This is a genomic window from Enterovibrio paralichthyis (assembly GCF_019209835.1).
Taxonomy (GTDB): Bacteria; Pseudomonadota; Gammaproteobacteria; order Enterobacterales; family Vibrionaceae; genus Enterovibrio; species Enterovibrio paralichthyis.
In genome coordinates this window covers 20,663-46,817 of the sequence record NZ_JAHUTS010000007.1, presented here as the reverse complement: position 1 = coordinate 46,817, position 26,155 = coordinate 20,663, and the positions used below count along the sequence as shown (strand labels likewise).

The window sequence follows — 26,155 nt, the reverse complement described above, 5'->3', positions numbered from 1 at the left end:
GTGGCTATGGAGAAGGGTTCGAGTATGAACGTGGCCTTGAACATTGAGAAGGTCAGCATTGCGGCAGATGCCAGTTACCAGCAGGTCTATCGGGCGGTAGAACAAGCGGTACAGGCGAACTGGCCGTATCAGGACGGTGTGTCGGCGCTGGTGCAGCGACAGGTCGCTGATCGGGCAATCCATGCATCGACAGAGCAGTTGATGACAACGCTGAGAACCCGCCAGCCGGGCAGGAGGGAGGGCTAAATGTTATCCAGCCAACCCAACTATTTGCGGGCAGGCATTGTGCTGTTGGATCCGCAGAGCGGTGAGCCACGGGATGCGATCCCGCTGATGATCAATCCGCAAACCTTGACCACTCAGTTTGAGATCAAAGCGCCGGGCTCATCGGATACCCGGAATGAACAAATGCGCCTGAATGGCCCGCCCAAAGAGACCATCAGCTTTGAAGCGATCCTCGATGCCACGGATGCGTTGGAGCGGGGCGATCAGGATGCGCTGGATTTTGGTATCGGCCATTACATCGCCGCGCTTCGCAGTCTTATCACGCCGAGTAAGAAACAGCTGCTGGACAACGATGCTCTGGCCAAAGAGGGCAAGCTCACCATCATGCCAATGATCCAGCCATTGCCGGTTTTCAGTTGGGGTTTACGCCGCCGGGTGCCGGTGAAAGTCAGCAGTATGTCCCTGACGGAAGATTTTTTCAGCGCCCAGCTCAATCCGCTCAGCGCCAAGGTGAGTATGACGCTGCAAGTGTTGTCGGTTGATGATCTTGGCTTTGATCATCCTGCTTCATCCCTGTTCCTGCACTACCTTGGTGAGCTTGAAAAACAGGCGGCCAAAGTGATCAAACCGGTGCCGGACGCTTAACCCACATAAAGGCTTAAAAAGGCGGAGACGATGACGGATTTAACCCAATTTCTTCTCAGTAACACGGACGAAACGGCGGATTTCACGCCAAATAGTCGTTATGCGGGTGCGCCGTTAAAAGTGATGACCGATGCCACCGGACGCGAGCGGGTGTTCGTCAGTCGCCGTTTTGTGCCGCAACCGGCTGTGTCAGGAACGGCGCCATCGGTAATGATTCGTGAAGGGGACAGGCTCGATTTACTGGGCGCGGCCTACTACGCCGACCCAAGCCTGTGGTGGCGGATAGCCGATACCAATCTGGTGTTTACGCCAGCTGAATTGGTCGCCACGCCCGGCCAGCGCATTTTTATCCGCAGTGACGGTGAGGAGGGTTGATGTCAGACATCGTCATGAGTCTCTACATCGGGCCTGTTGCCCCCGTGCCGGTTTCAAAAGCGGTGATCAATGCATTCGTTTCCTGCGAGGTGCGCTCGGTCACCGAAGGAAAATCCGGCTTCCAGCTGGTGTTTGAAGTGGAAACCAATTCGCCGCTGCTCACCGTGTTTATGCTCGCCAGCAATAACCCGATCCCAATGGTGCGCACCGTGATCGCGGTGGAGATGAATGGCCAACAGAATGTACTGATTGACGGTGTTGTCACTGAACACAGTATCAACCCCGGCAGTGCGCCGGGTATATCGCGCATGACGCTCAACGGCGAAGATCTCAGCCGTGTATTGGATTATCTCGATTTCAGCTTTATGCGCTTCCCGGCCATGCCGGACTTTGCGCGGGTGAATCTGGTCCTGGCGAAATATGCCTTCCTCGGCCTCATCCCTAAAGTCATTCCATCCGTGCTGATTGATGTGCCTGTGCCAACCCAGCGCATTCCATCGCAGCAGGGCAAAGATCTGGCGTACATCCTCTCACTCGCAGAGCGGGTCGGCTATGTGTTTTATATCGAACCCACCGACATTGTCGGCGTATCGGAAGCGTACTGGGGGCCGGATGTGCGCATCGGCAAAGTGCAGCGCCCGCTCAATGACGATCTTGATGCCAACCGCAATGTGTCCGGTATGACCGGCACCTTCAACGGGCAAAATGCGTTTATTCCGCTTATCACTATCCAGAATCCGCAGACCAAGGTGCCTCTGACGATCCCGGTGCCGAGCGTTAACCCGCTTAATCCCCCTTTGGGTTTGCTGCCGCCAATCACCTTGAACACAGAAAACGTGTATGAAACCGCCAAGTATTCACCGGTTCAGGCCGCGCTGATTGGCCTTGCCAAAGCGGCGCGTTCAGCGGTGAAAGCCGTGACCATGTCGGGCTCGCTGGACGTGCTGGCGTACGGTTCGCTATTAAAGGCACGGCGGCTGGTTTCGGTGCGTGGTGCAGGCGCGCCATTCAACGGCATTCACTATGTGGAATCGGTCACGACCAGTTTCAAGGAAGGCGAATTGACACAACAGTTTGAACTGAGCAGGAACGGTCTGCTGTCGACCGTTAACAAGGTGCCCGCATGAGTTTATATGGAAAATTCCGTGGAACCGTCGTGAGTAATATCGACCCCATGCAACAGGGGCGGATCATGGCAACCGTACCGAGTGTCTCTGGCATGGTGCCCGGCACTTGGTGCATGCCCTGTTTGCCCGTGCTGGGGCTGAATTCCGGCATCTTCGCTGTGCCGCCAATTGGTGCGGGCGTCTGGATAGAGTTTGAGCAGGGTGACATTGATTACCCCATCTGGTCAGGCTGCTTTGCTGGCTCTCCCGCGGATATTCCCATGTTGGCGCAAACCGCGCTGGCACCGATTTCGTCCATCACCCTCCAGAGTATGGCCAAGCACGGCATTGTCATTTCCGATATTGGCGGGCCAATGGGCATGGGGGGGATCACGCTGCAAACCGCGACCGGCGCGACGCTGTCGGTCACGGATGCGGGCATTTTTATTTCAGACGGCAAGGGCGCTCAGATCACCTTGGTTGGCCCCACGGTGGATATTAATAACGGCGCCCTGACCATCACGTAGGGAGACAAGGTATGCCAGGTGCAATTCTCCATGTCGGTGCCACCGTGATGTGTTCCCACGGCGGACAGGCAACGCCCACGGTGCCGAATCCGCGGGTGATGGTGTCCGGTCAACCGACGGTGCTGCAAACCGCACCGTATGCGGTCGCAGGTTGTTCTATGCCGCCGCCAACGGCAGGCAATGGCCCCTGTGTGACGGCGCAGTGGATGACAGGCTCTGTGCGTGTGTTGTCGCTGGGGCAGCCGTTCGCCCTGCAAACCGGTCAGTCCTTGTGTACCCCAACGGGCACACCGCTGATCCCGAGTGTGGTTCAGCCCCGAGTGCTGGCGACCTGAGGAGGAAATATGGCTTATCCTGATTTTCCCTACCGCATCGATACGCAAGGCCGCACAGCGACGACGGACAGGTTTGACGTGATCCGTGACCGCATCGAACAGGTGCTGTTTACCGAGCCCGGCGAGCGGGTGATGTTGCCAACTTTCGGCTGTGGTTTGCACCGCCTTTTGTTTGCGGGCGTCAGTGAGTCGCTGGTGGAAAACACCCGCACCCTGATTGCTACCTCGCTGCAAACCTGGATGCCGCAGGACATCGAGCTGACTGACGTCGAGGTACATTTTGATAACGGCGCTTTGTTTATTGATGTGGCTTATCTCGTCTTGCCGGACGGTGACCCCGGTCAGGCCAGCTTTGTGCGGGAGGGGGCGGCATGATTTACTTTTGCTGTGATCAGCGACGCCGTGAAGCGGTGCGCGGCTCTGCCTTGAATGGTATCGACTTTATCGAAGTCATCGATAAAGAAGCGCCAGTGGAAGCCGATCGCCAGCGTTTTCTCCATCTTTATCTGGTCAACGATCCCGGTGCGTTTGTTTACACCGAAGACAACCTGCGCCTCGAAGGGCCCAACAGTGTACAAATCGTCAATGTGGTGATGGGCGTTAACGGGCAGGCCAACGTGATTGGTATTGAAGTCGATCACCCCGGTGACTTCTCGCCTTATACCATCAATCTGGTTACCAGCCCCTTGAACCCCGCACCGCCACCGGAAATCGACCCCGCTCTCGCTTCCGTTACCTTTTCATTCAAAGTCGAATGCCCATCGCCGTTTGACTGCTTGCCGGATTGCGAATGCCCGGATCCGCAAATCACAGACACTGAAATTGATTACACCGCGCGGGATTTTTATTCCTTCAGGCGCATGATGCTGGACAGGTTGGCGTTGGCGTCGCCGGAATTTGGGGCAGGGCATCCCGCTGATATGTCGACGGCGTTAGTGGAAGTGCTGGCCTACCTGGCTGACCAATACGCCCATCAACAGGACACCGCCACCACAGAAGCCTATCTGGATAAAGCGCGGTCACGGATTTCGCTGAAACGGATGACGCGGCTGGTAGATTACGCCGTCGATGAAGGCTGTAATGCCCGCTGTTTTTGCCATTTTGCCGTTTCTGCCGATGTGTTGCCCATGGCACCGGACACTATTGTGATCCCTAAAGGCACGGCGGTTTGCACCCGTATCAGCGAACAGCCGCGCACCTTTGCCCGCGATGATGAATTACTGGCTAAAAGCAGCGCAGTGTATGAAACCTGCTTTGATGTGCCCGCCCTGTATGCTGCCCACAACCGGATGCTGTTTTACACCTGGAGTGATGCACGTTGCCACCTGGCGAAAGGCGCCGTGATGGCGACGCTGGATGGGCACTTCCCTAACCTGACAGCGGGCATGTATCTGGTGTTTGAGGAGATAACCGGTGCGAAAACCGGTAACCCGGCAGACCGGAAACTGTCCCAGCGTCAGGTTGTGTTACTCACGGAAGTGCACGCATTCAACAGTGATGGTGAGCCCCTTACCGACCCGGTGGCTGATGAGCCCGGCAATTCCGCACTTATCACGAATATTCGCTGGCATGACAGCGACGCACTGCGTTTTCCTGTCTGCATTTCATCAGAAACTGCAATCGAAGCGGGCAGGCAGTTTATCTCCCCGGTTTCTGTCGCGCGGGGCAATCTGGTACTGGTGGATCACGGTCATACCCTGACCGGAGAACTCTTGGAGCCAGTACCTGAACCTTGGCTGAGCTGGGCGCCGGGCAAAGGCACCATTGAACCGGAGCGTAAGTCGACGTCCTGCAATGACCACTGTGAGCCGCAGCAGGCGGAAACCATTACGCCGCGCTATCATCCTGAACTGGCGAATATGCCACTGACATTTGCGCCGACGTATCCCGCAGGCGCCCCTGCGGTTGATTTGCTGCGCACGCCACAGCCGTTTGAATGCAATGCCTGTATTTCCCTTTCTGCCGATGACGGTGTAGAAGTTCACCCTTACAACGTCGTGCGTGACCTGCTGGCGGTGGACAGCGCCGCCACGGTATTTACCACGGAAATTGAGCGCAATGGCCGCGCTTCACTGCGGTTTGGCGATAACGTATTTGGCAAAAGGCCGTTGCCGGGCACAACGCTTTCAGCCACCTACCGGGTGGGGCTCGGCAGCGAAGGACAAATCGGTGCAGATAAGCTGCATCACCTTGCCATGGTGATGCCATCCGTGACTGAAGTGCGCAATGTGACACCGGGTGAAGGGGCGCGAAACCGTGAATCCAACGCCCAGATCCGTAAACGGGCACCTTTCCTGTTCAAAACGCAGGAGCGGGCAGTCACGCGGGAAGACTATCAAACCCTTGGGCGGCGTTTTTCCGGTATTCAGGATGTCAGTTGCGCCTATATCCACACCGGCAGCTGGATCACCACGTTCGCCCTGCCGGATCCGGAAGGGCGGGTTGAGGTGTCGCAAACCCTGCGAACCCAGCTTCGCGACCATTACGAGAAATTCCGTCTCGCTGCCCATGATGTGGCGGTGAGTTCGCCTGTCTATGTGCCGCTTGAAATCACCTTACATGTCTGTGTAGCCCCGAATGCATCCAAAAGTCATGTGCGTCAGCGGCTCAGCAAACTGTTTTCTGCCCGCCAACTGCCGGATGGATCGTTAGGGCTTTTACATCCGGATCGCTTCCGTGCTGGTGAAACGCTCCATCTTTCACCCTGGATAGCTGCCGCGCAGAATGTCGAAGGGGTGATCGCTGCCAAAATGACCCGGTTCCGCCGCTTTGGTGATGCGAGAACCAGCGGTCTGGCAGAGCGGAAACTGACCTTCGCACGCACCGAAATTGCCCGCGTTGACAACGATGCCAGCCACCCGGGCAATGGCGTGTTTGCGCTGGATATGGACGGAGGGCGCTGATATGTCGAATCATGAAACCCATTGTGGCGCGTGCAGCGGTACGGAAATTCTCACCCCCCAAGCGCCGAACAATACGGCGGGTTTGCCTTGGGTGGGATACCGTGCCGGGGAATACCGCGACTTCTACCTCAGTATGTCGGCAAGACTGTCATCTGCCCAGTACGGTGCATTGGGTGTACTCACCACCCGCGACAGCAAAGATTTTACGCTGGCGCTGATTGATGCCTGGTCGGCCAGCTGTGATGTGCTGACCTTCTACAACGAAATGTGGATCAACGAAGCTTATGTCCGCACTGCGCAGGAAACCGCCTCCCTGCATATGTTGGCCGCGCTGATTGACTATGCGCCGCATCCCGGTGCTGCGGCGTCGGCAGATCTGGCATTTACGGTTGCGGCAGGTGAGGGCATTCCTGAAGTGGTGACCATTCCGGCAGGCACCAAAGTGCAGAGCACGCCGGGGCAGGATGAAGATCCGGTGTTGTTTGAAACCCTGGACGATTTAACCGCGCGAGCCGCCTGGAATGCGATTCGCCCCAAACTCACCGCGCCACACCCGCTGACCACAGAAACCACATTGCTGCCGTTGCCGGGCACCAATCTCAACCTAAAACCCGGCGATGCGGTCTACTTTGTCGCTGACGATGACACCCCGGTGTTTGCCACCATCAACGAAGTCACGCCAGTGCTCGCTGACATTGCGAAAGACCCAGACAGCAAAGATCTGACCTGGCTTTCCATCTCGCCGTTGGCGACAGAGCCGCTTTCTTCTTCTCCGGCGGCAGGCGGAGGCACCATGGTGATGGCCATGTCAGGCGGGAGCGGTGTTTATCTCGACAGCATTCTGGCCGAGGACGATCTTAAGGCAGTGCTGATCCAAGATGCCATCGCTGAAAAAGCCTTCTTCTCGCCCTTTATCGAGATTGCCAGTCCAGAGCGGCAGGTTCAGGTATTCCGCACCTCTGCTGGCATATTCGGCAACGCTGCACCGCCTTTGGCGAGTCTGCACCATTCGCTGACAGGGAATGTGCCCATTTACACAGAAAACGAAGATGGGGTAGTGGTCAATGCGCTGGAACCCGGTCCCTATGCCGGAGCAACAGAAGCGACCTGGGCGGATGAAGGCACGCTCACCCTGATGAGCGCAGGCGTTAACCATGTCTATCTTGAGCGGGCGGTATCGAGCATCGGTAAAGAAAGTGTAGTGGTGCTGCGCGATGGCGACAGCTGGTTCCGCTATCAAGTGGTGGATACCAATGAAACCTCCGCGTCGTTTTTTGCTGTGACCGGAAAAAGCACCCAGTTGACGCTGAATACCGAAAATCATTTTGGTGATTTCTCCATCCGGGGCACCACAGCTTACGGTGCCAGCGAATGGATTACCCTTGCAGAGCCGCCCATCACCGAGCCGTTAGATGCAGAGAGTATTTCCCTAATGCTCAATGGCTGGTTCCCCGGTCTGGAGGCAGATCGTAACGTGATCCTCTCTGGTTTGGTGGAAGGGCTGGGCGAAGAGCCGGTGATAGTGAAACGCACATTGCAATCTGTCAGCCATGCCCTGCAAACCAATGGTGGGACAACGGTGACGTTTACCGAATCTATCGGCTCACGTTATTTACCGCAAACATTAACCATCGCTGCCAACGTCGCCGAAGCGACACAAGGCGAAACGGTGGCGGAAGTGCTGGGCGATGGCAGTGCCACACCGCATCTTTCCTTTGTCACCAAGCAGGCACCGCAAACCTTTGTGCCCGCAGAAACCGAAAGCGGCGTGAAACCAACGCTTGAAGTGCGGGTTAATAACATCCTTTGGCAACAGGTACCCAATTTCCTCGAAGCCAGCCCGACAGACCGGGTGTATACCCTGAAAATGGATGAGGCAGGTTTCAGCAAAGTCACATTTGGTGATGGTGTGTTGGGCGCGATGCCCGGCAAAGGACAGCAGAATATCCGTGCCAGCTACCGTAAAACCCTGGGCTTAATGGGACGGGTAAAAGCAGGGCAACTCAACCTTTTGATGTCGCAACCTTTGGGGCTGCAAGGCGTGAGAAACCCGATGGCAGCGGAAGGCGGGGCAGATCCGGAAAGCCGCGATGCCATTCGCCAAAGTGCGCCGCTTTCCTGCCGCACATTGGGACGTGTGGTGTCCCTGACGGATTATGCCGATTTTGCCCGCGCTTACGGCGGCATAGCCAAAGCTTCTTCCCAATGGCTCCATCTTGCAGGAGGGCCTCAGGTGGTGCTGACTGTTGCCGCCGAAGAAGGGGCGCAGGTGCCGGAGGGCTCCAAACTTTACGATGCATTGAGTGATGCCCTGGTGCTGGCGGGTGACCCCTTTGCTCGCTTTGTGCTGCGAAGCTTCCGCCAGACCTATTTTCGCCTTGGCGTGAAGTTGCAGGTCAACAGCCTGTATCTGGAAGACGAAGTGCTGGCGTTGGCTGAAACCGTGCTGCGGGATGCCCTGTCGTTTGAGGCGCGGGATTTCGGCCAGCCAGTGTTTGCCAGTGAAATCATCGCGTTGCTGCACACTGTCGGTGGCGTAGACGCCGTGATTGTTGAAAGGCTCTACACCGGCGCGACACCCACGAGGCATGATGGTATTGCCGCGCCCATGGCGGAAGTGGTGGATGGCGATGCCCTCGGGGCGTCGATTCTCAGCCTGCATCCCGGTGCTTTGGATTTTCTGGAGGCGAGCTTATGAGCAGCGTGTCACCTGAAACCTTATTCAACCTGCTGCCGGAGGTTTATCGCCGCCGTGATGAGGAGCAGGGATTTCCACTCAAGGCGTTAATGGCGATCCTTGCCGAGCAGGCCGCCATCGTCCAACACGATATCGACCGACTTTACGACAACCAGTTTATCGATACCTGTGACGAGTGGGCGGTGCCTTATCTTGGTGAGTTGGTCGGCTACCGTTATGGCCCGGCGATCCCCGGCGTCAGCCAACGTGCAGCCGCCGCCAACCAAATTGCCCTCACGCGCCGCCGTGGTGTGGCTCTGGCGCTGGAACAACTGGCAACAGACACCACGCGCTGGCCTGCACGGGTAGTGGAGTTTTTCCAACTGTTGGCACGGCCTGAACATATGGCAGCGCCGCAAACTGAGCACCATTACACCCTGAACCTGCGCGACTCCGCCAAAAGCGAAGCGTTGAATACCGCCTTTGATACGGCGAGTTATACCGTGGCGACCGGCCGGATAAGCCAGGGGGAAGGGCGGCATCATTTCCGCCATGTCGGCCTATTCCTGTGGCGGCTTCGCCATTATCGCCAGCCCATCACACTCGCGCACCGTGTGGCTGCACGCCGTTATCTGTTTAATCCGCTGGCGATTAACACGCCACTGTTCAACCAGCCATTGCCGGAGCCGGATATCAACCATCTGGCGCGGGAGGAAAACCTGCCCGTGCCGCTGCTTCGGCGCAGTATCGCCGGTGACAGGTTGCCGCTGTTCTGCCCCCATGCTTTTACTGTCATCCTGGACGGCATTTTGCTGACACCGGATCAAATCCAAATCTGTAACCTCAGTGACAGCGGGGCGGGGTGGGCACACGTGCCCATTGACCGTGTCTCTGTCGACCCCGAGCTTGGCAGGCTGGCGCTTCCTGCATCGCTGGATGAGCCCGACCGGGTGGAAGTGACGTTCCACTATGGCGCCTGCGCCGACATGGGCGGTGGCAGTTATTCGCGGCGTGAAGGTTTTATTGTCTCGTCTGCCGCGCCTGAGCACATTGGCGAAGGGGACAGCATTCAGGCGGCACTGGATAACATAGTCAATGGCGGTGTCGCGCAAATCGGTGTTTCGCACCGGTTTACCCAAGCGCCGGATGTGTTGGTCAACGCTGACCGAACCCTTTCTCTGCGCGCCGCTGACGGACACCGTGCCTTTATTGATTTGGATGGCGACGAGATGACGCTCGTGGGGGGCAGTGAAGCGGAGATCGTGCTCGATGGCTTGGTGATCTCCGGCGGTCGGCTGGTGGTGCCGGATACCGGCGACAACAACCTTCGCCGTCTTGTGCTTCGTCATGTCACGCTTGTGCCGGGCAGGACGTTGACCATCGACGGTGAGCCCGTTTCACCGACGTTGCCGTCACTGGTAGTTGAAATACCCAATGTCACCGTCGAGATAGAGCGCTCCATTATTGGCGGCATCCGCACCGTGGAAGGCTCGGCTGTTGCCATCACCGACAGCATTGTCGATGCTACAAGCCGCACCGGTATTGCGTTTTCGGCGCTGGATGAGACCAGTCATGGCGGCGTGTTGACTCTGTGTGAAACCACGGTGATCGGCAAGGTTGCTGCCCGTTCGTTTCCGCTCATCAGCAATACCATTTTGGACGCGGCGCTCGCCGAAGCCGATGACTGGACATCGCCCGTCTGGGCGTTGCAGCGCCAGACCGGTTGCGCCCGTTTCTCCTACATTCCACCCAATTCCCGTGTGCCGCGCCAACACCGTTGCCAGCCCCAGTTTGCGGCGGCAAAGGCGGTGGAAGCTGAGGAAGCACGTAACCCGCTGCTGACCGACAGTGCCCGCGAACATATAGTGCGTGGCGTGCGGGCAAGAGTGGTGCCTGCCTATACCTCGTCGCGTTATGGCACCCCGGCGTATGGGCAGTTGCTGCTTTCCGCCCCCGCAGAAATCCGGCGCGGTGCAGACAGTGGCAGCGAAATGGGCGTTTACCACCATCTTTATCAACCGCAGCGGCACGATGCTTTGCTGTTCCGTCTTAACGAGTTTTTACCCATCGGGCTTGATGCGGGCTTGATTTACGTGACCTGAGGAGGATTTCATGGCTGTAGACATTTCCGGAAAAACGTTCGACCCGCGCCATAATTACTCCGAACTGGTGTCAATGCAGGGGCGGGTGGTATCGGACACGCCCCTGAACGAAGGCGCGGCGATTGTTGACCGCCGTTTTCGTGCAGAAACCATCGATCTGGCGGGCTTTTGCGGCTATCCCGCTCATCTGCCAGACAGCTTCCGTATTGAAATATCCGGCGGCGAGCTGCTTATCCATCCTGGCCGTTACTATGTTGACGGCTTGCTGGCGGAAAACTTCGGCGCGGGTGAGCACAGCTTTTACTTGCCGCTTGAAGAGCTGAACAGCACCGAACCCCTGACGTTCCAGTCGCAACCTTTTTTACCCATTATTGAGCCGCTGGAACTGGATGATGGCCGCTATCTGGTGTTTCTGGATGTCTGGAAACGCCCGGTCACCTTTTTGGAAGCGCCGGAACTGATTGATCCCGCGATTGGCGTGGATACCAGTGCGCGGATCCAGACAGTCTGGCAGGTCAAACTCTTTGCTGTGGATGACGGCGTTACCTGCAGCACAGAAGATGAAGACATTGATGACTGGCTCGAATTTACCCTTCCATCCGGTGCGCGTCTTACCAGCCGGGCGAACCCTGCATCAGCGGTGGATGATCCCTGTTTGTTGCCGCCGGAAGGCGGTTACCGCGGCTTGGAAAACCGCACCTACATGGTGGCGATACACGATATTAACGAAGACGGTGACGCGCTGATCAAATGGTCGCGGGTTAACGGCGCGTTTGCGGGGCGTATTCTGGCGCAACCGGCCAACAATACCCTGACACTGGAGCAAGTCGCGAAAGACGATTACCTGAGATTCAACGCCGGTGACTGGGCAGAAATCACCGATGATGTCCGTGTTTTGGAAGGCAATCCAGGCACCATGGTGCGGGTACTCTCTGTCGACGATGCGTCGAATACCATTGTGCTGGAAGCGCCGCTGGCAGCGGGCGAGATCATGCTGGTGCCTGCTTCAACGGCAGCCGACCAAAGTGTCCATCCTATTCTGCGCCGCTGGGATCAGTCGGGGATCGTTCTGGATACTGACGGCAATGAAATCGTCAATCTTGATGCGGCGGGCAGCGACGGTTTGATCCCGGCGCCGGAAGGGGTGTTTATCGCGCTGGAAGACGGCGTGGAGATCGCCATTACCCTCGATGATGAAGGTCTTTACCACGTTGGCGATAACTGGAGCTTTATTACCCGCTATGCCGACAGCTCTGTTGAAGAACTGAATGAAGCACCGCCGCAGGCGTTCCATCATCACTTCTGTCGTCTGGCGGTGGTCGATGTTGAAGAAGGCGAATTCGTAGAGCCAATTTTTCAGGACTGCCGCGACCCGATTGGCACCGCAGGCTGTTGTACTGTGGTCGTCAGGCCGGGCGAAGATATCCAGACCGCGCTCGACAGTCTCTCGCCGGAATTTGGTGGATGTGTCTGTCTGAAAGTCGGCATTCACACTATCCGCCGGCCACTCCGTATCCGATACCCCAATGTCACCTTGCACGGTGAAAGCCACGGTGCGCAAATCCGTAACCTCAGTGGCGGCGCAGCCATCGATGCATTTGCAGACGACGGCGGGCTCCTTTCAGGTATCCACATCTCCACCATCGGCATTCAGCTTGAAGGAGGTACGGAGAAATCAGAAGGCGTCATTACGCTGCGAAACGTTCAGCACAGCCTGGTGGAAGATTGCCGGGTGTTGGCGGCAGGTGAGCAACGCGGCGGCATCAATGCTGCGGTCGCACTGTTTGGCTGCGAAGGTGTGCGGGTGATGCATTGCCGGTTGGCAGGTACATCCATTGGTGTCTTGTTGGATAACGGTGGCGAAGATTTGCTGGTTGAGGGCAATGACATCGACGCGCAGGCCGAACAACAAAGCGGCCTGATTGGTGTAGCGGTCGCGGAGCTGACGGGACGCGCGCGCGTGCTCAATAACAACATCACAGGGTATGTCCGCGGTGTGACCTTGAACAACCAGCCGCTCGGCGCACCGTTTTCAACCGCTTCCCACAGCGAGGTGGTCGGCAACCGTATCGCCCTTGGGCGCATGCAGAGCGATCAGGATGCCATTGCCATCGAGAGTAACTGTACGTTTGGGACTGTGTCTGAAAACCAGATCACCCTGGCTGCGGAAGATTGTATCGGTATTGTCGCCAGAGGCGTGGGCAGTCTGGTGGAACGTAACCGCATTGAATCGCAGGAAGAATTCGAGCAGCAAATCGGCGTGTTGGTCGGCGAAGATGCTGAAGTCTTTAGTGGCGGCATTACGGTGGCACAAAACTGGATCCGTGGCTGCGCTGGCGGCGTGGTGGCGGATGATGTGGCAGGTATTCGCATCGACAACAATGACATTTCCGGTGATGGCGGCGGGGTAGAAGTGGCTATCTCTGTCTCTGAATCTTCACTGGTCAGCATTGAAAACAACACCGTGGTGACCTGCTCGGCGGCTGTCTTTACCAGCCAATGTGAAGACGTGCAGATCAGCTCCAACCAAATCCGTGATGATGCCGCGGCTATTGCCTGTGAGCGCTGCGTACGGGTTGATATCACCAACAACCAGGTTAGCGATTGCAGTCATGGCGGAATATTCCTCTTCCTCTGTATTGCCCGTGGCGCATTGATTGGCAACCGGCTCAACAATGTGGGTGCGCGGGGCGCGAGCATTTTCGCTTCCTCCATCATGTGCCTGTTCCACCTCGGTGAATGCCACATTGAATCCAACGAAGTGCTCAATACCGGCGTCGGGCGCGATGAAGTCATCAACCCGCAGCGCACGGTGGGCATTGGTGCGCTGTTTGTGCTGGAAGCAAGAGTGGAAAGCAATCTGGTTTCCTACTCTGATCTCTTGACCCGGGTGCGGCTGCTCGAAGATCGTGCCCTGATGTTGCAGGGTTTGCTCGAAATCAGTGTGGCATTTGGCGACCGTCCCTTCGTGCTGCTTGGCTATTCTGCCCAAATCACCAACAACAAGTTCCTGGGGCGGGGAGCGGATACCCTGGTGGAAATGTTGTCGCGAAATATCAGTGATATGGTGCGAATGCGCTTCGAACGTGTGTTCTTCAGTAATAACTTTGTTGAGCATGTCGGCAGCAACGGTGACGAAATCGCTAACGGGGCCACCGTGATCCTCACCGGCAGCGAAGCCACCGTCATGGGCAATCAGGTGAAATCGGGTACCCGCTTCCTGCCTTCGTTTGATTTCAGCGGCATGGATGGCCCTTACATTGGCAACATCACCACGGGACGCGTGATTAACCACGTTGAATTCCCGGTTCCGGAAAATTCATTTAATTCAAGGGTGTAAAAGGAGCGAATCATGGCAAAGGCAAGCACAGTAATGACCAAACACCTGTCGCTCATCAGCGAACTGCAAAAAGCAGGGCGGCCGGATACGGTAAAAGAACCATTGGTGACAACCCGGGCGGCTGCGGCCGCGCAGAAATCCCGTGTGGAAAACCGGATTGCCGAGCTGGAAAAACAGCGTCTGGCATACAACAAAAAGATGGATGCGGCGATAGAAGCCGCGCAGCGTGAAGTGAAAGAGATAGAGCGCTTTGAAGAGATGGTGAAAGAGCGGGATGAAGTAAAAACCGACGATACGCCAACCAAACCTAATAAGCCGACGCCGACCAAACCAACACCGAAAAAACCGAATGTGAAAGTGGATACGGTGTTAAAAGCCAATGTAAGGAAAACAGCAACCACGACACCTAAACGCCGCACACCGAAAAAATAGTGTGTGATTGGTATGGCAAGCTTCGCCGCCCAGACACCGAAAGCTGAAAATGGCAGCAAACCAGAAAGTGCCAACTTTAGCCTGAAGCGTGCGTCTGCACCTGCTGAAATCAAGCGGGAACTGCCCGGCGGGAGCATGAGCCGGACAAGCGATATCGCACCTGTGATCCGGCGTTTCACTGCTTCTGCATCAGGCGCACCTTCGCAGCCCAATTCAGTGCCGCACTCCGTTGCTGCTTCTGTCGGAGGGCTGGGGCTTTCCTTGCTGCATGCGGCCAAAGAAGCCAAAAGCAACATAACCAATGCCGACAGAGCGCCCCCCGCGTTACCCCAGCAAGTTTCGCCGGGATTGGCCGCTTCGCTTGCGGCCGCGCCATTTTCCGGCGGGCTGCCACTCTCGCCTTCCCAGCGCACGCCGTTCGAACACTCTTATGGTTACGATCTTTCGCCGATCCGGTTGCACAGAAGTGGTGCCGGGCAACGGGCACTCAAAGCGCTCAATACCGTGGCTTTCACCGTCAGTGACCACATTGTGGTTGATCGTGGGCTTGATTTAACCAGCAAGGCAGGACAACACGTATTGGGGCATGAAATCGCCCATGCTGTGCAAGGACGATTGGGTGGCGGGAATGCCGCCCATGTTCCCCAGATAAGCCAGCCCAATTGGCACTCAGAGCGTGAAGCAGAAGCGGCAACCCATGCGGCGCTCCGCGGCCAGAGATACGACATCCGCCAAGCGGTAGACCGGGATATCCATCAAATCGCGCCTTGGTTAATCCTGGCGGGCATTGGTTTGGCGGCTGGCCTTATCACCTGGGCGGCATCAGACAGTCCGGAAGAAAACCGTGCCCGACATGCGGCAGGTGAAGAAGACGCCTCCCGAAGCCTTTGGACACTGGTGCCCATCTACGGCTCAATCCAACAAATCCGCGAGGCAGAAACCTACTTCCAGCGTGTGCTCGGCGTCGGCTTTTTGATGCTGGATATGGCGACACTTGGCTCGGCTGGCGTTGCTGCGAGGGCGCTGATTCGCGCGCCGGCGGCCTTGGTCAGAACCGCGGTAACGAGACAAGGTGGACGTCTGGTGGTGACGGAAGGGGGTGAAATCGCCACGGAGGCTCTCGCCAGGGAAGCTGCAGAAGGCTTTGTCCGGGAAGGCGGTGCAGTTTTTGCGACCCGCGCTGCGGCGACAACAGAAATGATGCAGGCGTTGGAGCGCGGTGCCATGTTGCTGGTGACGGAAGGGGGCTTAAATCATGCAGTGATGTACGCAAGAAATGCAGCGGGTCAGTTGGTTCGCGTCCATGGCGGGCCATTGAGGGTGCTGTTTCACGAAGCGCCGCGTGTGCTCGGACAAGAAGCTGTGGAAAGCCTTGGCCGCAGGGTGAACGCCTATGTGGTGATTGAAGCCGGTGAAGCCGCGGTAGATATAGAGCGCGCCACCGGTATCGTCCAAAACAGCGCACCGGCAATCGTGCGTTGGCTTACGGGTAGGCCAACCAGTTGCGGGATTCTCCAGGGGGCGTTGTTGGAAGCGTCTGAATTGTCCGCGGAGACCCTTGCCCGTTTGCTGCCATCCGGCGTAGCGAGCCGTCTGGTGCCGATCACCATGTTGGATCACATGGCGACAAGTGGCGCGGGGTTAAGGCTGGTGGAAGGGGGTATGGCGAACATCATTCGCGGCACCGCCATACAGGAAGCCATGGTCGCCGCAGGGGGCGTGATCCCGGCGATTACCACCACCATGCTGCGCGTTTTCCTGGATCTTGGAGACCACACCCCAGAGGAGCGGGCAGCCTTGGGACGCCCGGGCGATTCAGGAGATGCGTCCGCCGCACCTGTGGCGCAGCCGGTGCCACAGGGCCAGATTGATACCACCGTCGATATCTTTGTCGGCACGCTTTCAAGCGCCGACCGCCAAGGCTACCGCCGTGTTGTCTTCACCATTCAGCGCACAGCTACCGAGATCAGCCCGGGCTTTGAAATGGCTACCGAGCAATCGCCGATGAGTGAACAGGGCGAATCCATGCGCAGCATTATGGCCATCATGGTGGGGCAGGCGGCAAGGGAACCTATTGGGCAATATCGAATTATCGCCACACGCAGTTCAAGTGGTTGGAGCCTGCAGTTTGAATCTTAAGTTGGCCTTTACGGGCTAACCCATTGAGGAACTTCATCATGATGACGTTCACATCGATGTACCAAACCGGACTGGACAGCGGCCAGTCCGAGACGCAAGGGTTTAATCCGCTGCTACGAAACATCAGCAAGTACCTGCAAAAGCCGGACTCGCCGATTTTATCCTCACACTCCACCAATCAGCGCCAAGCGCCGTTTGTGCAGGCCAAGCTCTCCGTCAGCGATCCGAACGACAGGTACGAAGTAGAAGCAGATCGTGTCGCAGATGCTGTGATGGGCAGCCCGTCGAATGATGCGGTCACGCCCGCATCAGGCGGCAGTTCACCGACAGTCCAGCGAAAGTGCGCGGCCTGTGAGGAAGAGGACGAAGTGATGCGGGATGTCGATCCTTCCCATTCCGGTGCTGACATTTCTGGCAATGCGGTGGGCAGATTGAACGCCGTTGGTGGGGGACAGCCACTACCCACGGAACCGAGACAGTTTTTCGAATCACGCTTTGGCGCTGATTTTGGTCACGTTCGTGTTCATACGGATTCCTCCGCCGATATTGCAGCGCGTTCGATTCATGCTAGGGCGTATACACGAGGAAATGACATCGTGTTTCGCAAAGGCGAGTTCAATCCGCGCTCTTTTGCGGGACGCAAACTGATCGCCCACGAACTGACACATGTGATCCAGCAGGGAGGGGCAAGGCAGCAAGTTCAGCGGATGCCTGCCGTTCCAAGGGTGTCGACGGGGCTGAACCAGCATGTGGTTTCCCGAACCTGCCCACCGGGGCCGGGGCCATTTCCCGGCGATGGTCTGGGTCCGCCGGGGGATTGCTCCTGGGCGAAATATATTCCGTTACGGGCATCTGTTGTCGCGGCTAAGGCGATTACCAATCCGCTCGGACGTTGTACGCCGGGGGAAAGTTGTGTTTCGCTTGCGATCAAAATCGCAGCGATGGCAACGGAAATGACCGCGCGTTTAGCGCTGGATGCCACCTGTTTTCGCGGGGGCAACCGTGGTCACAGGGAGCGCGTCTGTAACCTGATAAACTCCATCATGCGTTGCCAGCGTTTCTTTGCCGCCTCCGGTTGTCCGCCTGAGCTGGTGGCTGCGATGGAAGCGGTAGTAGCAGCTTCCCACGCGGCGATTTTGGGCGGCATGGCGGCTGTGGCGCTGGCAGTGATTGTTGCTTTGATAGCGGCGATTATACTGCTGATTAAAGCAATCATTGCGGCGATTGCAGCGGCAGGCGTTGCTGCGGGCGAAGCGGCTGCCATTGGTGCCGCGGCTACAGCACTGCTTGCGTTGCTGACGTCGTTGCAAGAAGCCATTTCACCCAGTGATGAGGATAGCGGAGCATAAATGGGATCGAACCAGGCAGTCATCGAAACATTGAAAGTTGCGTTTGGGCACAGAAAAAAGCCAGACAACCACCGTTTACTGGTGGCTGACGCTTTTGATCCGGAAAGAGAGCCGTTGGAAACGCTGTTGGTTGCCAAGTCCCCCTGGGAGTTAACGCCAACAGAAATCCGCGATGTGATCAGCGGAAACCTGTGGATGCTGACTCCAGCGGCTTTTCACTATTACCTTCCGGCGTTTCTCGCTGCCATGTTGCAAGATGACGGAAACCTTGGGCTGTTTTCCGACGAAATGGTGGACAGCCTGACCCGCCCAAACGTGGGTGACGCTGAGTTACTGCTTGAGCGGTTTGATGGGCAAAGTGAGTTGGCGTTTGTCAGCAGTCTCGGCAGCATCTATCACGAGTGGTATTCATCGGGTTGGCCGGACACGCTCTTTTTGCATCGCTACGGCACATTGACCGACGCAGAAAAACACGCCGTACTGGTGTGTATCGAGCGTTTTCGTGAATTGTATGGCGATGACTATCCGGATGATGAACTGGGAGAGGTGATTACGCGCTACTGGTCAGCTTATCGTTAACAGGAATTGAAGCAGTACAGTTATGACGTGTTTTTCGCCGCCAATCGCGCTGAGATCTCTTTGATCTTAGAATGCAGCGTATCTTCCGGTTCGCGGTAGTAAAGCCGGACATCAAAAGGCACATTCCAGCTTTCATCCCCAGCGAGGGCCAGTTCGCCGCGCTTCAGTTCGCCTTTCACAAAGGAATGGGGCAACCACGCCATGCCATAGCCGCCAACCACCATGGATTTCAGGGTATGGGCAAAAGGGTTTTCATAGCGGCGGCTGAGGTAGCAATCTTCCCGTTCCATCAGTTGATCAATCGCTTTGCCAAACAGGGACTGGTGAGTGTAAGCCACAAGTGGTGTCGGGTCGCTCACATTGCCCGGTAATTGAAAGCGCGGTTTTCTGTCGACCGCCAGTGAAACCGGAACCAATGTTTCTGCGCCAATCACCGTGCTCTGAAAGCGGGCGTCATCCAGTGCGTTGCCCAAATCCTCATGGGTATAACAAAGCAGGTAGTCCACCGAACCATTGCGAAACATCTCGATGCAGTCGGCAAGGCGATCGGAAGAAAGGCGGACATAAACCGGGCCGATTTCGCGCTCAATTTCCTGCATCCAGTGCATAAAGAGGGTCTGCACAATCGAATTCTGCGCCGCGACGGAGATTTCATTTCCGGTGGTTTTTTTCAGCGCCCGCGCTGACTCCCGCGCCAGATACAGGCGGCTTAAGATCTCTTCGGCTTCTTTGACGAATGCCTGACCCTGCGCTGTCAATTCCAGTTGGGGAGAGTCCCGGTTCACCAACTCAGTGCCAACCCATTGTTCCAGCGCTTTGATGCGGCGACTGAATGCGGGCTGCGTGACAAAACGTTCCCGCGCGGCGGCAGTAAAGCTGTTTGCCTGCGCCAGGCAGACGAAGTCTTCCAACAGTTTAAAGTCCAATATTCCCTCCAGACTTACTGCAATTGGATGCGCTTCGTTCCATGAAGCGTAACTCAATTTAAACACTATCAGAGTGATGGTATGTGTCAGGCTCAAGGATAAGACATCGTGGATTTTGGCTATCTCCCTGTGTTTTTGAACGTAAAGGCGGAAAACTTTTTATCTTCTCTGGCAGGGCAGATATCCCTAGCTAACTTTCTGTAAATTAGGAATTAAATCTGCCACCTTAAAAAGCGGTATGACTGCCAACTGATTTGGCATAACGCAAAATGCCCCTGCCTGTTCATCCTTAAATAAGTCTTTTGGCCGGAATCACTCGTCCGGTGAGGTAAACCAGGATCGAACAAGGGAGATGTCCTATGAATTGTCACCTCAATATCAGCCGAAGCGTCAAAACTGCACTGGGAATTGCCATGGTCGGCGTATTGCCGTTTTGCGCACAGGCAGCGGAAACTATCCGTCTTTCCACTTACGTCAATGAAACGGATGTCCGTTATGAAGGCTTCCAGAAATTTGCCGAACTTGCCGAGCAGAAAAGTAACGGCGAGTTGAAAGTGCAGGTGTTCCCGTCTTCAACGCTTCATGGCTGGAGTGAAGGAGTGGATGCGGTGCAGGGTGGGGTGTCTGACATCAGTTGGATCCCGGCGGATAAACGCCTTCCATGTTACCGTGTCACGTCTTTATATCCGGTTGCTATCAATCTGGAAAAGCAGATCGAACTCGACCGCGACTATGCTGCGCTGATTGAAGCGGAAGCCGCCAAATCTGATTTGATCCCCCTTATCAATTCGAACTATTCCTACGATCAGGAGTGGTGGTTTGAAGAGCCAATTTCTGACATCGGTAAACTGGACGGCAAGCTGGTGCGATCCATTGGCCCACTGGTCAGCCTGATGATTGAAACCTGGGGCGGCAAACCGGTATTTGTAGCGCCAAAAGAGGTGTTCCAATCTGCCGAACGTGGCGTGGTGGATGGCATCAACATGGGCGTCGCGACCTACAGTTCGTGGAAGCTCTGGTCGGTGATGCCGTACATGGTTAACGCCAACATGTTCTACGGCAACATCATCTACATGATGAACAAAGACAAGTTTGATTCCCTCAGCCCGGCGAACCAGAAAGCGCTGAAAGAGGCAGCCGTAGAAGCGGAAACCTGGCTCAAGCCGCGTTATGAATTCTGGGTTGATGAGCGTGTGGGCAATGCGGTGATGGCAAACGGTGGTTCGGCGGTTTCTATGCCGGAAGAACGCACAGAAGCGCTGCTGAAAGGCATCCAGGAAAAATGGACACCGGAAGTGAATGAAGCGTGTGGCGTGCCGTTGGCTGATAAAGTCCGTGCTCTGTTTGCTGCCCATACCGAGTAACCAATGTGGGTGTGTCCATGAAAACGCAGTTGTTTAAATGGCTCAACCTGCTGTCGCTGGCGCTGTTGTATATCGGCGCCGCGATAGTGCTGGTTCAGACCTTCTGGATCACTTACGGCGTCGGCGTACGTTACCTGCTTAACCAACCGGATGGCATGGTCACGGAAGCGACCGCACTTTTGCTGGTACCGGTAGCGTTTCTCGGCGTGTCCTATGCGCTGCTAAATAACGCTTACCCCAAGGTCGGGATTTTCCGCGACAGATTTCCGAAAGGGCTGCAACGGGTTGTCGATAAACTCAACATGCTGGTGATGTTGGCGGTAGGGAGCTTTTTCCTCGCTGCTTCTTCCAAAGCCATGTTTAAGTCGATGGACTCCGGTGCAGCCTCGGAAATCCTGCTCTGGCCGCGCTTCTACTTCTGGATCCCCGTTGTTATCGCCTTGCTGATGTTCTGCATCACCGCGCTTTGCCTGTTGGTTTTCGGCGAGCAGGAACATGCAGCGAACGATGAAACCGCATCGGAACTGGGCGATCAATAAGCCTCAATCATAGGGAAGTGATATGGAATGGTATGTCGTCGGGTTAGGAATGCTGGGGCTGCTGATGGGGTTTATCGTCATCGGATTGCCGATCCCCTTTGCGCTGGCCGCAGCGTCCATCCCGTTTTTATTGGATATCCTGAGCCTCAAATCGTCTCTGGTGACGGTAGAGCTCAAACTCTGGGGCGTGTGGTTTGACTACATCCTCCTCGCGGTGCCGCTGTTTGTCTTTCTTGGCGAACTGATTGGGCGTTCAACCATTGGCCCGAACCTTTACTGGTTTATGCACAGCAAACTGCCGCTTAAAGGCGCAGCGGCTTACGGCAGTATTGGTGCTTGCGCGGGGTTCGGTGCGGTGTGTGGCTCCAGCATGGTGGGTGCGCTCACCATTGGTGGTGTGGCGCTGCCGGAAATGCTTAAGCTTGGCTATGGCAAACGCTTGTCGAGCGGGGTACTGGCTGCCGGGGGCACGTTAAGTGTTTTGCTGCCACCGAGCCTTATCCTGCTGTTTTACGGCATTGTGACTGACCAGTCTATCGGTGCGCTGTTTATCGCCGGTGTGCTGCCGGGACTGCTGCTGGTGTCGATGTTTTTCCTTATTGTGACTATCTGGGGCAAAGTGGCACCGCAGGATATTCCGGGCAGGGAGAGCATTACGCCTATTCCCTGGCTGGTGGCGCTGTCTGCGATTCTGCCCGTCACTATCGTGGGTCTGGTGATCACGGTTTCAATATACGCAGGTATTGCGACACCGACTGAAGCGGCAGGTGTGTCAGCAGTCTTTACGTTGGTGCTGGCGTATTTCTTCGGCGGATTGCGGCTTAAAGGGCTGTTGGAGGCGCTCAAGTCCACCATGCAGACCATGGGTTACCTCGGCCTACTGCTTTCCTCCGGCGTGCTGTTTGGGTTTGTGATGACCTATCACCAAATCCCGCAGCAGTTTACCCAGCTGTTCGTTGAGATGAACCTGTCTCCTTATGCGGTACTGGCGATGATTGTGGTGTTTTACATCGTACTGGGCATGTTCCTTGAACCTGTCTCCATGACGTTTATTACCCTGCCGACCCTCTATCCACTGGTTTCCGCCGCGGGCTTTGACCTTATCTGGTTCGGCGTGGTGTACACCATCACCATGGAAGTCGCGGTATTGACGCCGCCGGTCGGGCTCAATCTTTTCGTCATACAAAACCTTGCGCGGGATGAAGTGACAATAGGCGATGTGATTATCGGCTGTCTGCCGTTTATTGGTGCGCTTCTGGTTCTGCTTTTTGTGCTAATTGGCCTGCCGGATACGGCGCTTTGGCTGCCTAACTTAATGGAATAATGTCGATGAATTGTTTGCGTGTTGGCACGGGACCAACCTTGGTATTGGTTCACGGGTTTTTGAGCGGTCTGACCTATTGGGAAAAGCAGTTTGAACTCTTTTCCACCCGCTTTGATGTGGTGGCGTTTGATTTGCCGGGTTACGGCGGTAAGGCGCACGAAGTGGGGCTGGACTCTGTTGAGGGTTTCGCCGATTTCGTGCTGGCAAAACTCGATGCGCTGGGGATTGATTGCTTCCACCTGATTGGTCACTCCATGGGCGGGATGATTGCACAGGAAGTAGCTATTAAAGCTGCTGACAGGGTGGCAGGGCTGGTGCTCTACGCGACAGGCCCGATGGGAGCGCTGCCGGGACGTTTCGAGCCTATCAAGGAAAGTATTCGCCGCGCGGAAACTGAAGGTACAGCGCAGGTCGCCAGTGACACGGTCAAAACCTGGTTTTCAGACGGTGATGAAGACCCGGACTATTTCGAAGGGATGGAGTTGGCGAACCGGGTTTCTACCCAAACTTACATTAACGGCCTGAAGGCAATGGATGGCTGGTCGTCAGTAGACAGGCTCAGCCAGATCAAAGCCAAAACCCTTGTGCTTTGGCCGGACAGTGACCGCTCTTACATGTGGGAGCAGGAAGAAACCCTGTGGCGCAATATTGGCGATACCAACCTCGCGGTGATCCCGCAGGCCGCCCACAATGCCCACTTGGAGAAATCCCCGATTTTTAACCTGCTGGTGCTGGATTTCCTCACCAGCGAGAAGGTGAAAGCGAGGCGACTGGCGATCACCGGCTAGTTTTTCTCAGGGCATCCAGATAGGCAATATGCTCAGGGAAAATGGCACAACAACCGCCGATGATGTTGGAACCCGCGTCAAGCCAGGCTTTGACGAAGGCTGCATACTGATCGGCGGTTAAATCCCGCACTGTGGTGAGGCTGTCATTCGCTTCGTGGTCGTGGCTGATCACCGTAAAGCCGTTGGCATACGCACCCAGCGAAATCTCAGCGCCATACTGGTCAATCACGTGCTTTGCGACACCAATCGCATCCAGCATTACTTCCGGCTGTGAGCAGTTAAACAAAATCCCATCCACGCCGCTTTCGCAGGCGGCCTGAATGGCTTCAATCACCGGCTCGCCTGAACGCAGGCGTGGCTGGTCTACTTCGGTATCCATTAGGGAAAAGGCGTAATAGGCAGGAAGCGCAGAGAGCGCCAGCGCCTGATTCACGGTGCGGAATTCTTCTATCGCGCTGATGGTTTCCGCCAGCCAGAAATCGACATAGTCGGCCTGGGCATCAATCAGGGTTTTGATAATCGGGGCAGCTTTTAGAGCATCAAACAGATCGGGACGGTAAGAACCCATAGCGGGGGGAATGCAGCCTGCAACGCGTACCTCACGTTCGCTGTCATCCGCAGCGCGGCGGGCGATTTCAGCCGCCAGTTGCGCCAGTGCGAAACCCTGCTGCTGATAACGTTCATCGCCAAGATGGAACGGCACACAGGCATAGCTGTTTACCGTGATCACATCGCATCCGGCATCAATAAAGTTTTCGTGCGCCTGATAGACGAAGTCCGGTGCTTCAATCAGCGCCTGTGCGCTCCAAAGCGGTTGCGAAAAGGGCGCGCCAATGCGCTGGAGTTCGCGTCCCATTCCGCCATCAAGTAATACGAACATCGGTTTTCCTTAATCATAGGGGCTGTTGATCTTTGGTGGTTAAATTTTGTTCTCGCTATAAGCGTTTTAGGCGCGGCGAGGTGTGTGCAGCCTAGTCATTCTAAGCAAAGACACCTCAACAAAGCATAAAACGCTTAGAGCAGAACCCTTCGGGCAGCGTTTGTGGGGAATTTCTGCTGCGTTATCGGCTTCTCATGTAGGCTAGCTACACATCGAAGCCTCTGCCTTGCACAAAATCCCCACAAACTGCTGCAAAAATCATCACCAAAGATCAACAGCCCCTAAGAGGCTTTAGTGAAAAATTGCACACTTTGACCGGATTGTCGATGTGGCACAATCAGGCGGCGGCTTTACAACCTGTTTTGTCGCGTTGCAGCATCAACAGACCAAAAATGGTAAGCGCATAAAGCATTGACCAGCCAAGGCAAATGAAAACAAAGGTACACAGCGCCAGCGCAATCATCGCCAGCCATTTACCCGCGCCGGACAGCAGCTTCACGGCCGCCAGCATCGCCATCAGGTAGACCAGCACGAAAATGCTGTTGGCGAGCTTGAGGAAAAACTCCAAATCGAAGCCTGACCACTCACCAATAACGCAGGAGACAGCCAACACAGCCCCAATCGCCAATGTGGCATTGTGCGGTACGCCGCGTTTGGAAATCTGCGCCATTTTTCCGCTGGGGCGGTATTCGCGGGCTTGCGCCCACACCATGCGGGAAAGGCTTTGGGTGTAGAGGTTGACGCTGGCAAAGCAGGCAGAAAAACCAATCACGCTGACGAGCAGTTTGAGGTTGGGGCCGAACAGTTTTTCGCTCAGCCAGGGAATGGAGGTGCTGTCGAACTCCGGCGTCCCATAGGCGCCGAATTTAAGGATCACGACAGACATGGCCCAATAGGTCGCACCTGCAACAAAACAGCCGGCAATGATGGCGATAGGGAAATCGCGCTGCGGGTTTTTAAACTCTTCCCCCATGTGGGCGAAGGCTTCGATACCAACAAAGCACCAGAACATGACGGCCAGCGCGGCGCCAATTGGCCAGATTGCACCGTCCTGCAAAGGCGGCATGGCAAGATCGGCGGTGGTGATGTCGCCACGCCATAAAAAACTGCCTACCAGAAGGAAAATGCTCAGGGCGATCAAGGTTTGCAGTTGGCCGGAGGATTTGGTGCCCGCAAGGTTAACCCCCACCAACAACAGAATGGTGATCAGCTGTGCGATCAGGGAAGTGTCCAGTGGAGAAGGAAGCAACTGCTGCAAAAAGCCCGCGGCAAGGGCGATGGCGGCGGGGACACCAACCGGGATCACGCTGACAAACAGCCAGGCGACACTGCGTTCGGCGCGGCGGTTGAAGGCCTGACGGACGAAATAGGCGGTGCCGCCTGCACTTGGGTAGCGTTTGCCGAGTTGGGCAAACGTGAGGGCTATCGGGCAAATAGCGATAAACAAAATGAACCATGCCCAGAGAGACAAACCTCCTGCGATCCCGGCAGCAATGGCGGGGATCATAAAAAGTCCGGTTCCCATCAGGGTAGTGGACAGTTGTCCAATGCCGGAGAGTAGGGTGATCTCTTTTTTCAACTGATGCATGGTCACGTCCTA

Annotated in this window: 22 protein-coding genes; 19 read left to right on the top strand and 3 right to left on the bottom strand. The window is 56.1% G+C overall.

The genetic code is table 11. The features are described 5' to 3' along the window. The first annotated feature begins 6 nt into the window (after positions 1-6). From KU854_RS10445 to KU854_RS10375, 15 genes are read left to right on the top strand one after another with little or no spacing between them, the layout of a single operon-like run. Positions 7-246 (top strand): hypothetical protein, encoded by a 240-nt coding sequence (locus KU854_RS10445; protein WP_218358504.1) that lies wholly within the window; start codon positions 7-9, stop codon positions 244-246. Further along, positions 247-870: a CIS tube protein gene (locus tag KU854_RS10440; protein WP_218358503.1), complete on the top strand. Its 624-nt coding sequence runs from the start codon at positions 247-249 to the stop codon at positions 868-870. A gap of 30 nt (positions 871-900) precedes the next feature. Beyond that, the gene (locus tag KU854_RS10435; protein ID WP_218358502.1) at positions 901-1,245 is read left to right on the top strand and encodes a LysM domain-containing protein; all 345 of its coding nucleotides are present in this window, start codon (positions 901-903) and stop codon (positions 1,243-1,245) included. Beyond that, positions 1,245-2,372, top strand: coding sequence for a hypothetical protein (locus tag KU854_RS10430; RefSeq protein ID WP_218358501.1), 1,128 nt, complete (start codon positions 1,245-1,247; stop codon positions 2,370-2,372). Before KU854_RS10435 ends, KU854_RS10430 begins: the two co-directional genes overlap by 1 nt. Next, positions 2,369-2,878, top strand: coding sequence for a phage baseplate assembly protein V (locus KU854_RS10425; RefSeq protein WP_054778631.1), 510 nt, complete (start codon positions 2,369-2,371; stop codon positions 2,876-2,878). The genes KU854_RS10430 and KU854_RS10425 overlap by 4 nt, the downstream gene beginning before the upstream one ends. 11 nt (positions 2,879-2,889) lie before the next feature. Beyond that, positions 2,890-3,213: a hypothetical protein gene (locus KU854_RS10420; RefSeq protein WP_218358500.1), complete on the top strand. Its 324-nt coding sequence runs from the start codon at positions 2,890-2,892 to the stop codon at positions 3,211-3,213. Positions 3,214-3,222: 9 nt separating this feature from the next. Next, a complete protein-coding gene (locus KU854_RS10415) occupies positions 3,223-3,588 on the top strand; it encodes a GPW/gp25 family protein (protein ID WP_218358499.1) in 366 nt (121 codons plus the stop codon). Further along, positions 3,585-6,116 (top strand): baseplate J/gp47 family protein, encoded by a 2,532-nt coding sequence (locus KU854_RS10410; RefSeq protein ID WP_218358498.1) that lies wholly within the window; start codon positions 3,585-3,587, stop codon positions 6,114-6,116. Before KU854_RS10415 ends, KU854_RS10410 begins: the two co-directional genes overlap by 4 nt. A 1-nt stretch (position 6,117) precedes the next feature. Then, positions 6,118-8,814 (top strand): putative baseplate assembly protein, encoded by a 2,697-nt coding sequence (locus tag KU854_RS10405; protein WP_218358497.1) that lies wholly within the window; start codon positions 6,118-6,120, stop codon positions 8,812-8,814. Next, positions 8,811-10,895, top strand: coding sequence for a hypothetical protein (locus KU854_RS10400; protein WP_218358496.1), 2,085 nt, complete (start codon positions 8,811-8,813; stop codon positions 10,893-10,895). The genes KU854_RS10405 and KU854_RS10400 overlap by 4 nt, the downstream gene beginning before the upstream one ends. A gap of 10 nt (positions 10,896-10,905) precedes the next feature. After that, positions 10,906-14,235 carry a DUF6519 domain-containing protein gene (locus KU854_RS10395; RefSeq protein WP_218358495.1) on the top strand — a complete coding sequence of 1,110 codons (3,330 nt, stop codon included), beginning with the start codon at positions 10,906-10,908 and terminating at the stop codon, positions 14,233-14,235. Positions 14,236-14,247: 12 nt separating this feature from the next. Further along, a complete protein-coding gene (locus KU854_RS10390) occupies positions 14,248-14,667 on the top strand; it encodes a hypothetical protein (protein WP_218358494.1) in 420 nt (139 codons plus the stop codon). Between the two features lie 12 nt (positions 14,668-14,679). Continuing rightward, on the top strand, positions 14,680-16,806 hold the full coding sequence (locus tag KU854_RS10385; RefSeq protein ID WP_218358493.1) for an eCIS core domain-containing protein: 2,127 nt from the start codon (positions 14,680-14,682) through the stop codon (positions 16,804-16,806). Positions 16,807-16,844: 38 nt separating this feature from the next. After that, entirely contained in the window at positions 16,845-18,155 is a 1,311-nt protein-coding gene (locus tag KU854_RS10380) for an eCIS core domain-containing protein (RefSeq protein WP_218358492.1), read from the top strand. Next, positions 18,156-18,734: a hypothetical protein gene (locus KU854_RS10375; protein WP_218358491.1), complete on the top strand. Its 579-nt coding sequence runs from the start codon at positions 18,156-18,158 to the stop codon at positions 18,732-18,734. It abuts the gene before it with no gap. Positions 18,735-18,754: 20 nt separating this feature from the next. On the opposite strand, the gene KU854_RS10370 is transcribed toward KU854_RS10375, so the two are convergent. Continuing rightward, positions 18,755-19,660 (bottom strand): LysR family transcriptional regulator, encoded by a 906-nt coding sequence (locus KU854_RS10370; protein WP_054778641.1) that lies wholly within the window; start codon positions 19,658-19,660, stop codon positions 18,755-18,757. 413 nt (positions 19,661-20,073) lie between these two features. Here KU854_RS10370 and dctP point away from each other — a divergent pair, with 413 nt between their 5' ends. The 4 genes from dctP to KU854_RS10350 are packed head-to-tail and all read left to right on the top strand — an operon-like array spanning position 20,074 to position 23,675. Further along, on the top strand, positions 20,074-21,024 hold the full coding sequence (gene dctP, locus KU854_RS10365) for a TRAP transporter substrate-binding protein DctP (RefSeq protein WP_418885851.1): 951 nt from the start codon (positions 20,074-20,076) through the stop codon (positions 21,022-21,024). 17 nt (positions 21,025-21,041) lie between these two features. After that, complete coding sequence (locus KU854_RS10360) at positions 21,042-21,563, top strand: TRAP transporter small permease (protein WP_218358489.1); 522 nt, start codon at positions 21,042-21,044, stop codon at positions 21,561-21,563. A 22-nt stretch (positions 21,564-21,585) separates the two neighbouring features. Then, positions 21,586-22,887 (top strand): TRAP transporter large permease, encoded by a 1,302-nt coding sequence (locus KU854_RS10355; protein WP_218358488.1) that lies wholly within the window; start codon positions 21,586-21,588, stop codon positions 22,885-22,887. A 5-nt stretch (positions 22,888-22,892) separates the two neighbouring features. Continuing rightward, a complete protein-coding gene (locus tag KU854_RS10350) occupies positions 22,893-23,675 on the top strand; it encodes an alpha/beta fold hydrolase (protein WP_218358487.1) in 783 nt (260 codons plus the stop codon). Here the strand turns inward: KU854_RS10350 and KU854_RS10345 are convergent. Both KU854_RS10345 and yjeH read right to left on the bottom strand, forming a co-directional pair. Further along, positions 23,665-24,555: a homocysteine S-methyltransferase family protein gene (locus KU854_RS10345; RefSeq protein WP_218358486.1), complete on the bottom strand. Its 891-nt coding sequence runs from the start codon at positions 24,553-24,555 to the stop codon at positions 23,665-23,667. The genes KU854_RS10350 and KU854_RS10345 overlap by 11 nt on opposite strands. A 337-nt stretch (positions 24,556-24,892) precedes the next feature. Continuing rightward, on the bottom strand, positions 24,893-26,143 hold the full coding sequence (yjeH, locus tag KU854_RS10340) for an L-methionine/branched-chain amino acid transporter (protein WP_218358485.1): 1,251 nt from the start codon (positions 26,141-26,143) through the stop codon (positions 24,893-24,895). Positions 26,144-26,155: the final 12 nt, after the last annotated feature.

Bases quoted from the DNA above. Each gene is read 5' to 3' on its own strand.
- KU854_RS10445 (WP_218358504.1), top strand. From the start codon at position 7: ATGGAGAAGGGTTCGAGTATGAACGTGGCCTTGAACATTGAGAAGGTC.
- KU854_RS10440 (WP_218358503.1), top strand. From the start codon at position 247: ATGTTATCCAGCCAACCCAACTATTTGCGGGCAGGCATTGTGCTGTTG.
- KU854_RS10435 (WP_218358502.1), top strand. From the start codon at position 901: ATGACGGATTTAACCCAATTTCTTCTCAGTAACACGGACGAAACGGCG.
- KU854_RS10430 (WP_218358501.1), top strand. From the start codon at position 1,245: ATGTCAGACATCGTCATGAGTCTCTACATCGGGCCTGTTGCCCCCGTG.
- KU854_RS10425 (WP_054778631.1), top strand. From the start codon at position 2,369: ATGAGTTTATATGGAAAATTCCGTGGAACCGTCGTGAGTAATATCGAC.
- KU854_RS10420 (WP_218358500.1), top strand. From the start codon at position 2,890: ATGCCAGGTGCAATTCTCCATGTCGGTGCCACCGTGATGTGTTCCCAC.
- KU854_RS10415 (WP_218358499.1), top strand. From the start codon at position 3,223: ATGGCTTATCCTGATTTTCCCTACCGCATCGATACGCAAGGCCGCACA.
- KU854_RS10410 (WP_218358498.1), top strand. From the start codon at position 3,585: ATGATTTACTTTTGCTGTGATCAGCGACGCCGTGAAGCGGTGCGCGGC.
- KU854_RS10405 (WP_218358497.1), top strand. From the start codon at position 6,118: ATGTCGAATCATGAAACCCATTGTGGCGCGTGCAGCGGTACGGAAATT.
- KU854_RS10400 (WP_218358496.1), top strand. From the start codon at position 8,811: ATGAGCAGCGTGTCACCTGAAACCTTATTCAACCTGCTGCCGGAGGTT.
- KU854_RS10395 (WP_218358495.1), top strand. From the start codon at position 10,906: ATGGCTGTAGACATTTCCGGAAAAACGTTCGACCCGCGCCATAATTAC.
- KU854_RS10390 (WP_218358494.1), top strand. From the start codon at position 14,248: ATGGCAAAGGCAAGCACAGTAATGACCAAACACCTGTCGCTCATCAGC.
- KU854_RS10385 (WP_218358493.1), top strand. From the start codon at position 14,680: ATGGCAAGCTTCGCCGCCCAGACACCGAAAGCTGAAAATGGCAGCAAA.
- KU854_RS10380 (WP_218358492.1), top strand. From the start codon at position 16,845: ATGATGACGTTCACATCGATGTACCAAACCGGACTGGACAGCGGCCAG.
- KU854_RS10375 (WP_218358491.1), top strand. From the start codon at position 18,156: ATGGGATCGAACCAGGCAGTCATCGAAACATTGAAAGTTGCGTTTGGG.
- dctP (WP_418885851.1), top strand. From the start codon at position 20,074: ATGGTCGGCGTATTGCCGTTTTGCGCACAGGCAGCGGAAACTATCCGT.
- KU854_RS10360 (WP_218358489.1), top strand. From the start codon at position 21,042: ATGAAAACGCAGTTGTTTAAATGGCTCAACCTGCTGTCGCTGGCGCTG.
- KU854_RS10355 (WP_218358488.1), top strand. From the start codon at position 21,586: ATGGAATGGTATGTCGTCGGGTTAGGAATGCTGGGGCTGCTGATGGGG.
- KU854_RS10350 (WP_218358487.1), top strand. From the start codon at position 22,893: ATGAATTGTTTGCGTGTTGGCACGGGACCAACCTTGGTATTGGTTCAC.
- KU854_RS10345 (WP_218358486.1), bottom strand. From the start codon at position 24,555: ATGTTCGTATTACTTGATGGCGGAATGGGACGCGAACTCCAGCGCATT.
- yjeH (WP_218358485.1), bottom strand. From the start codon at position 26,143: ATGCATCAGTTGAAAAAAGAGATCACCCTACTCTCCGGCATTGGACAA.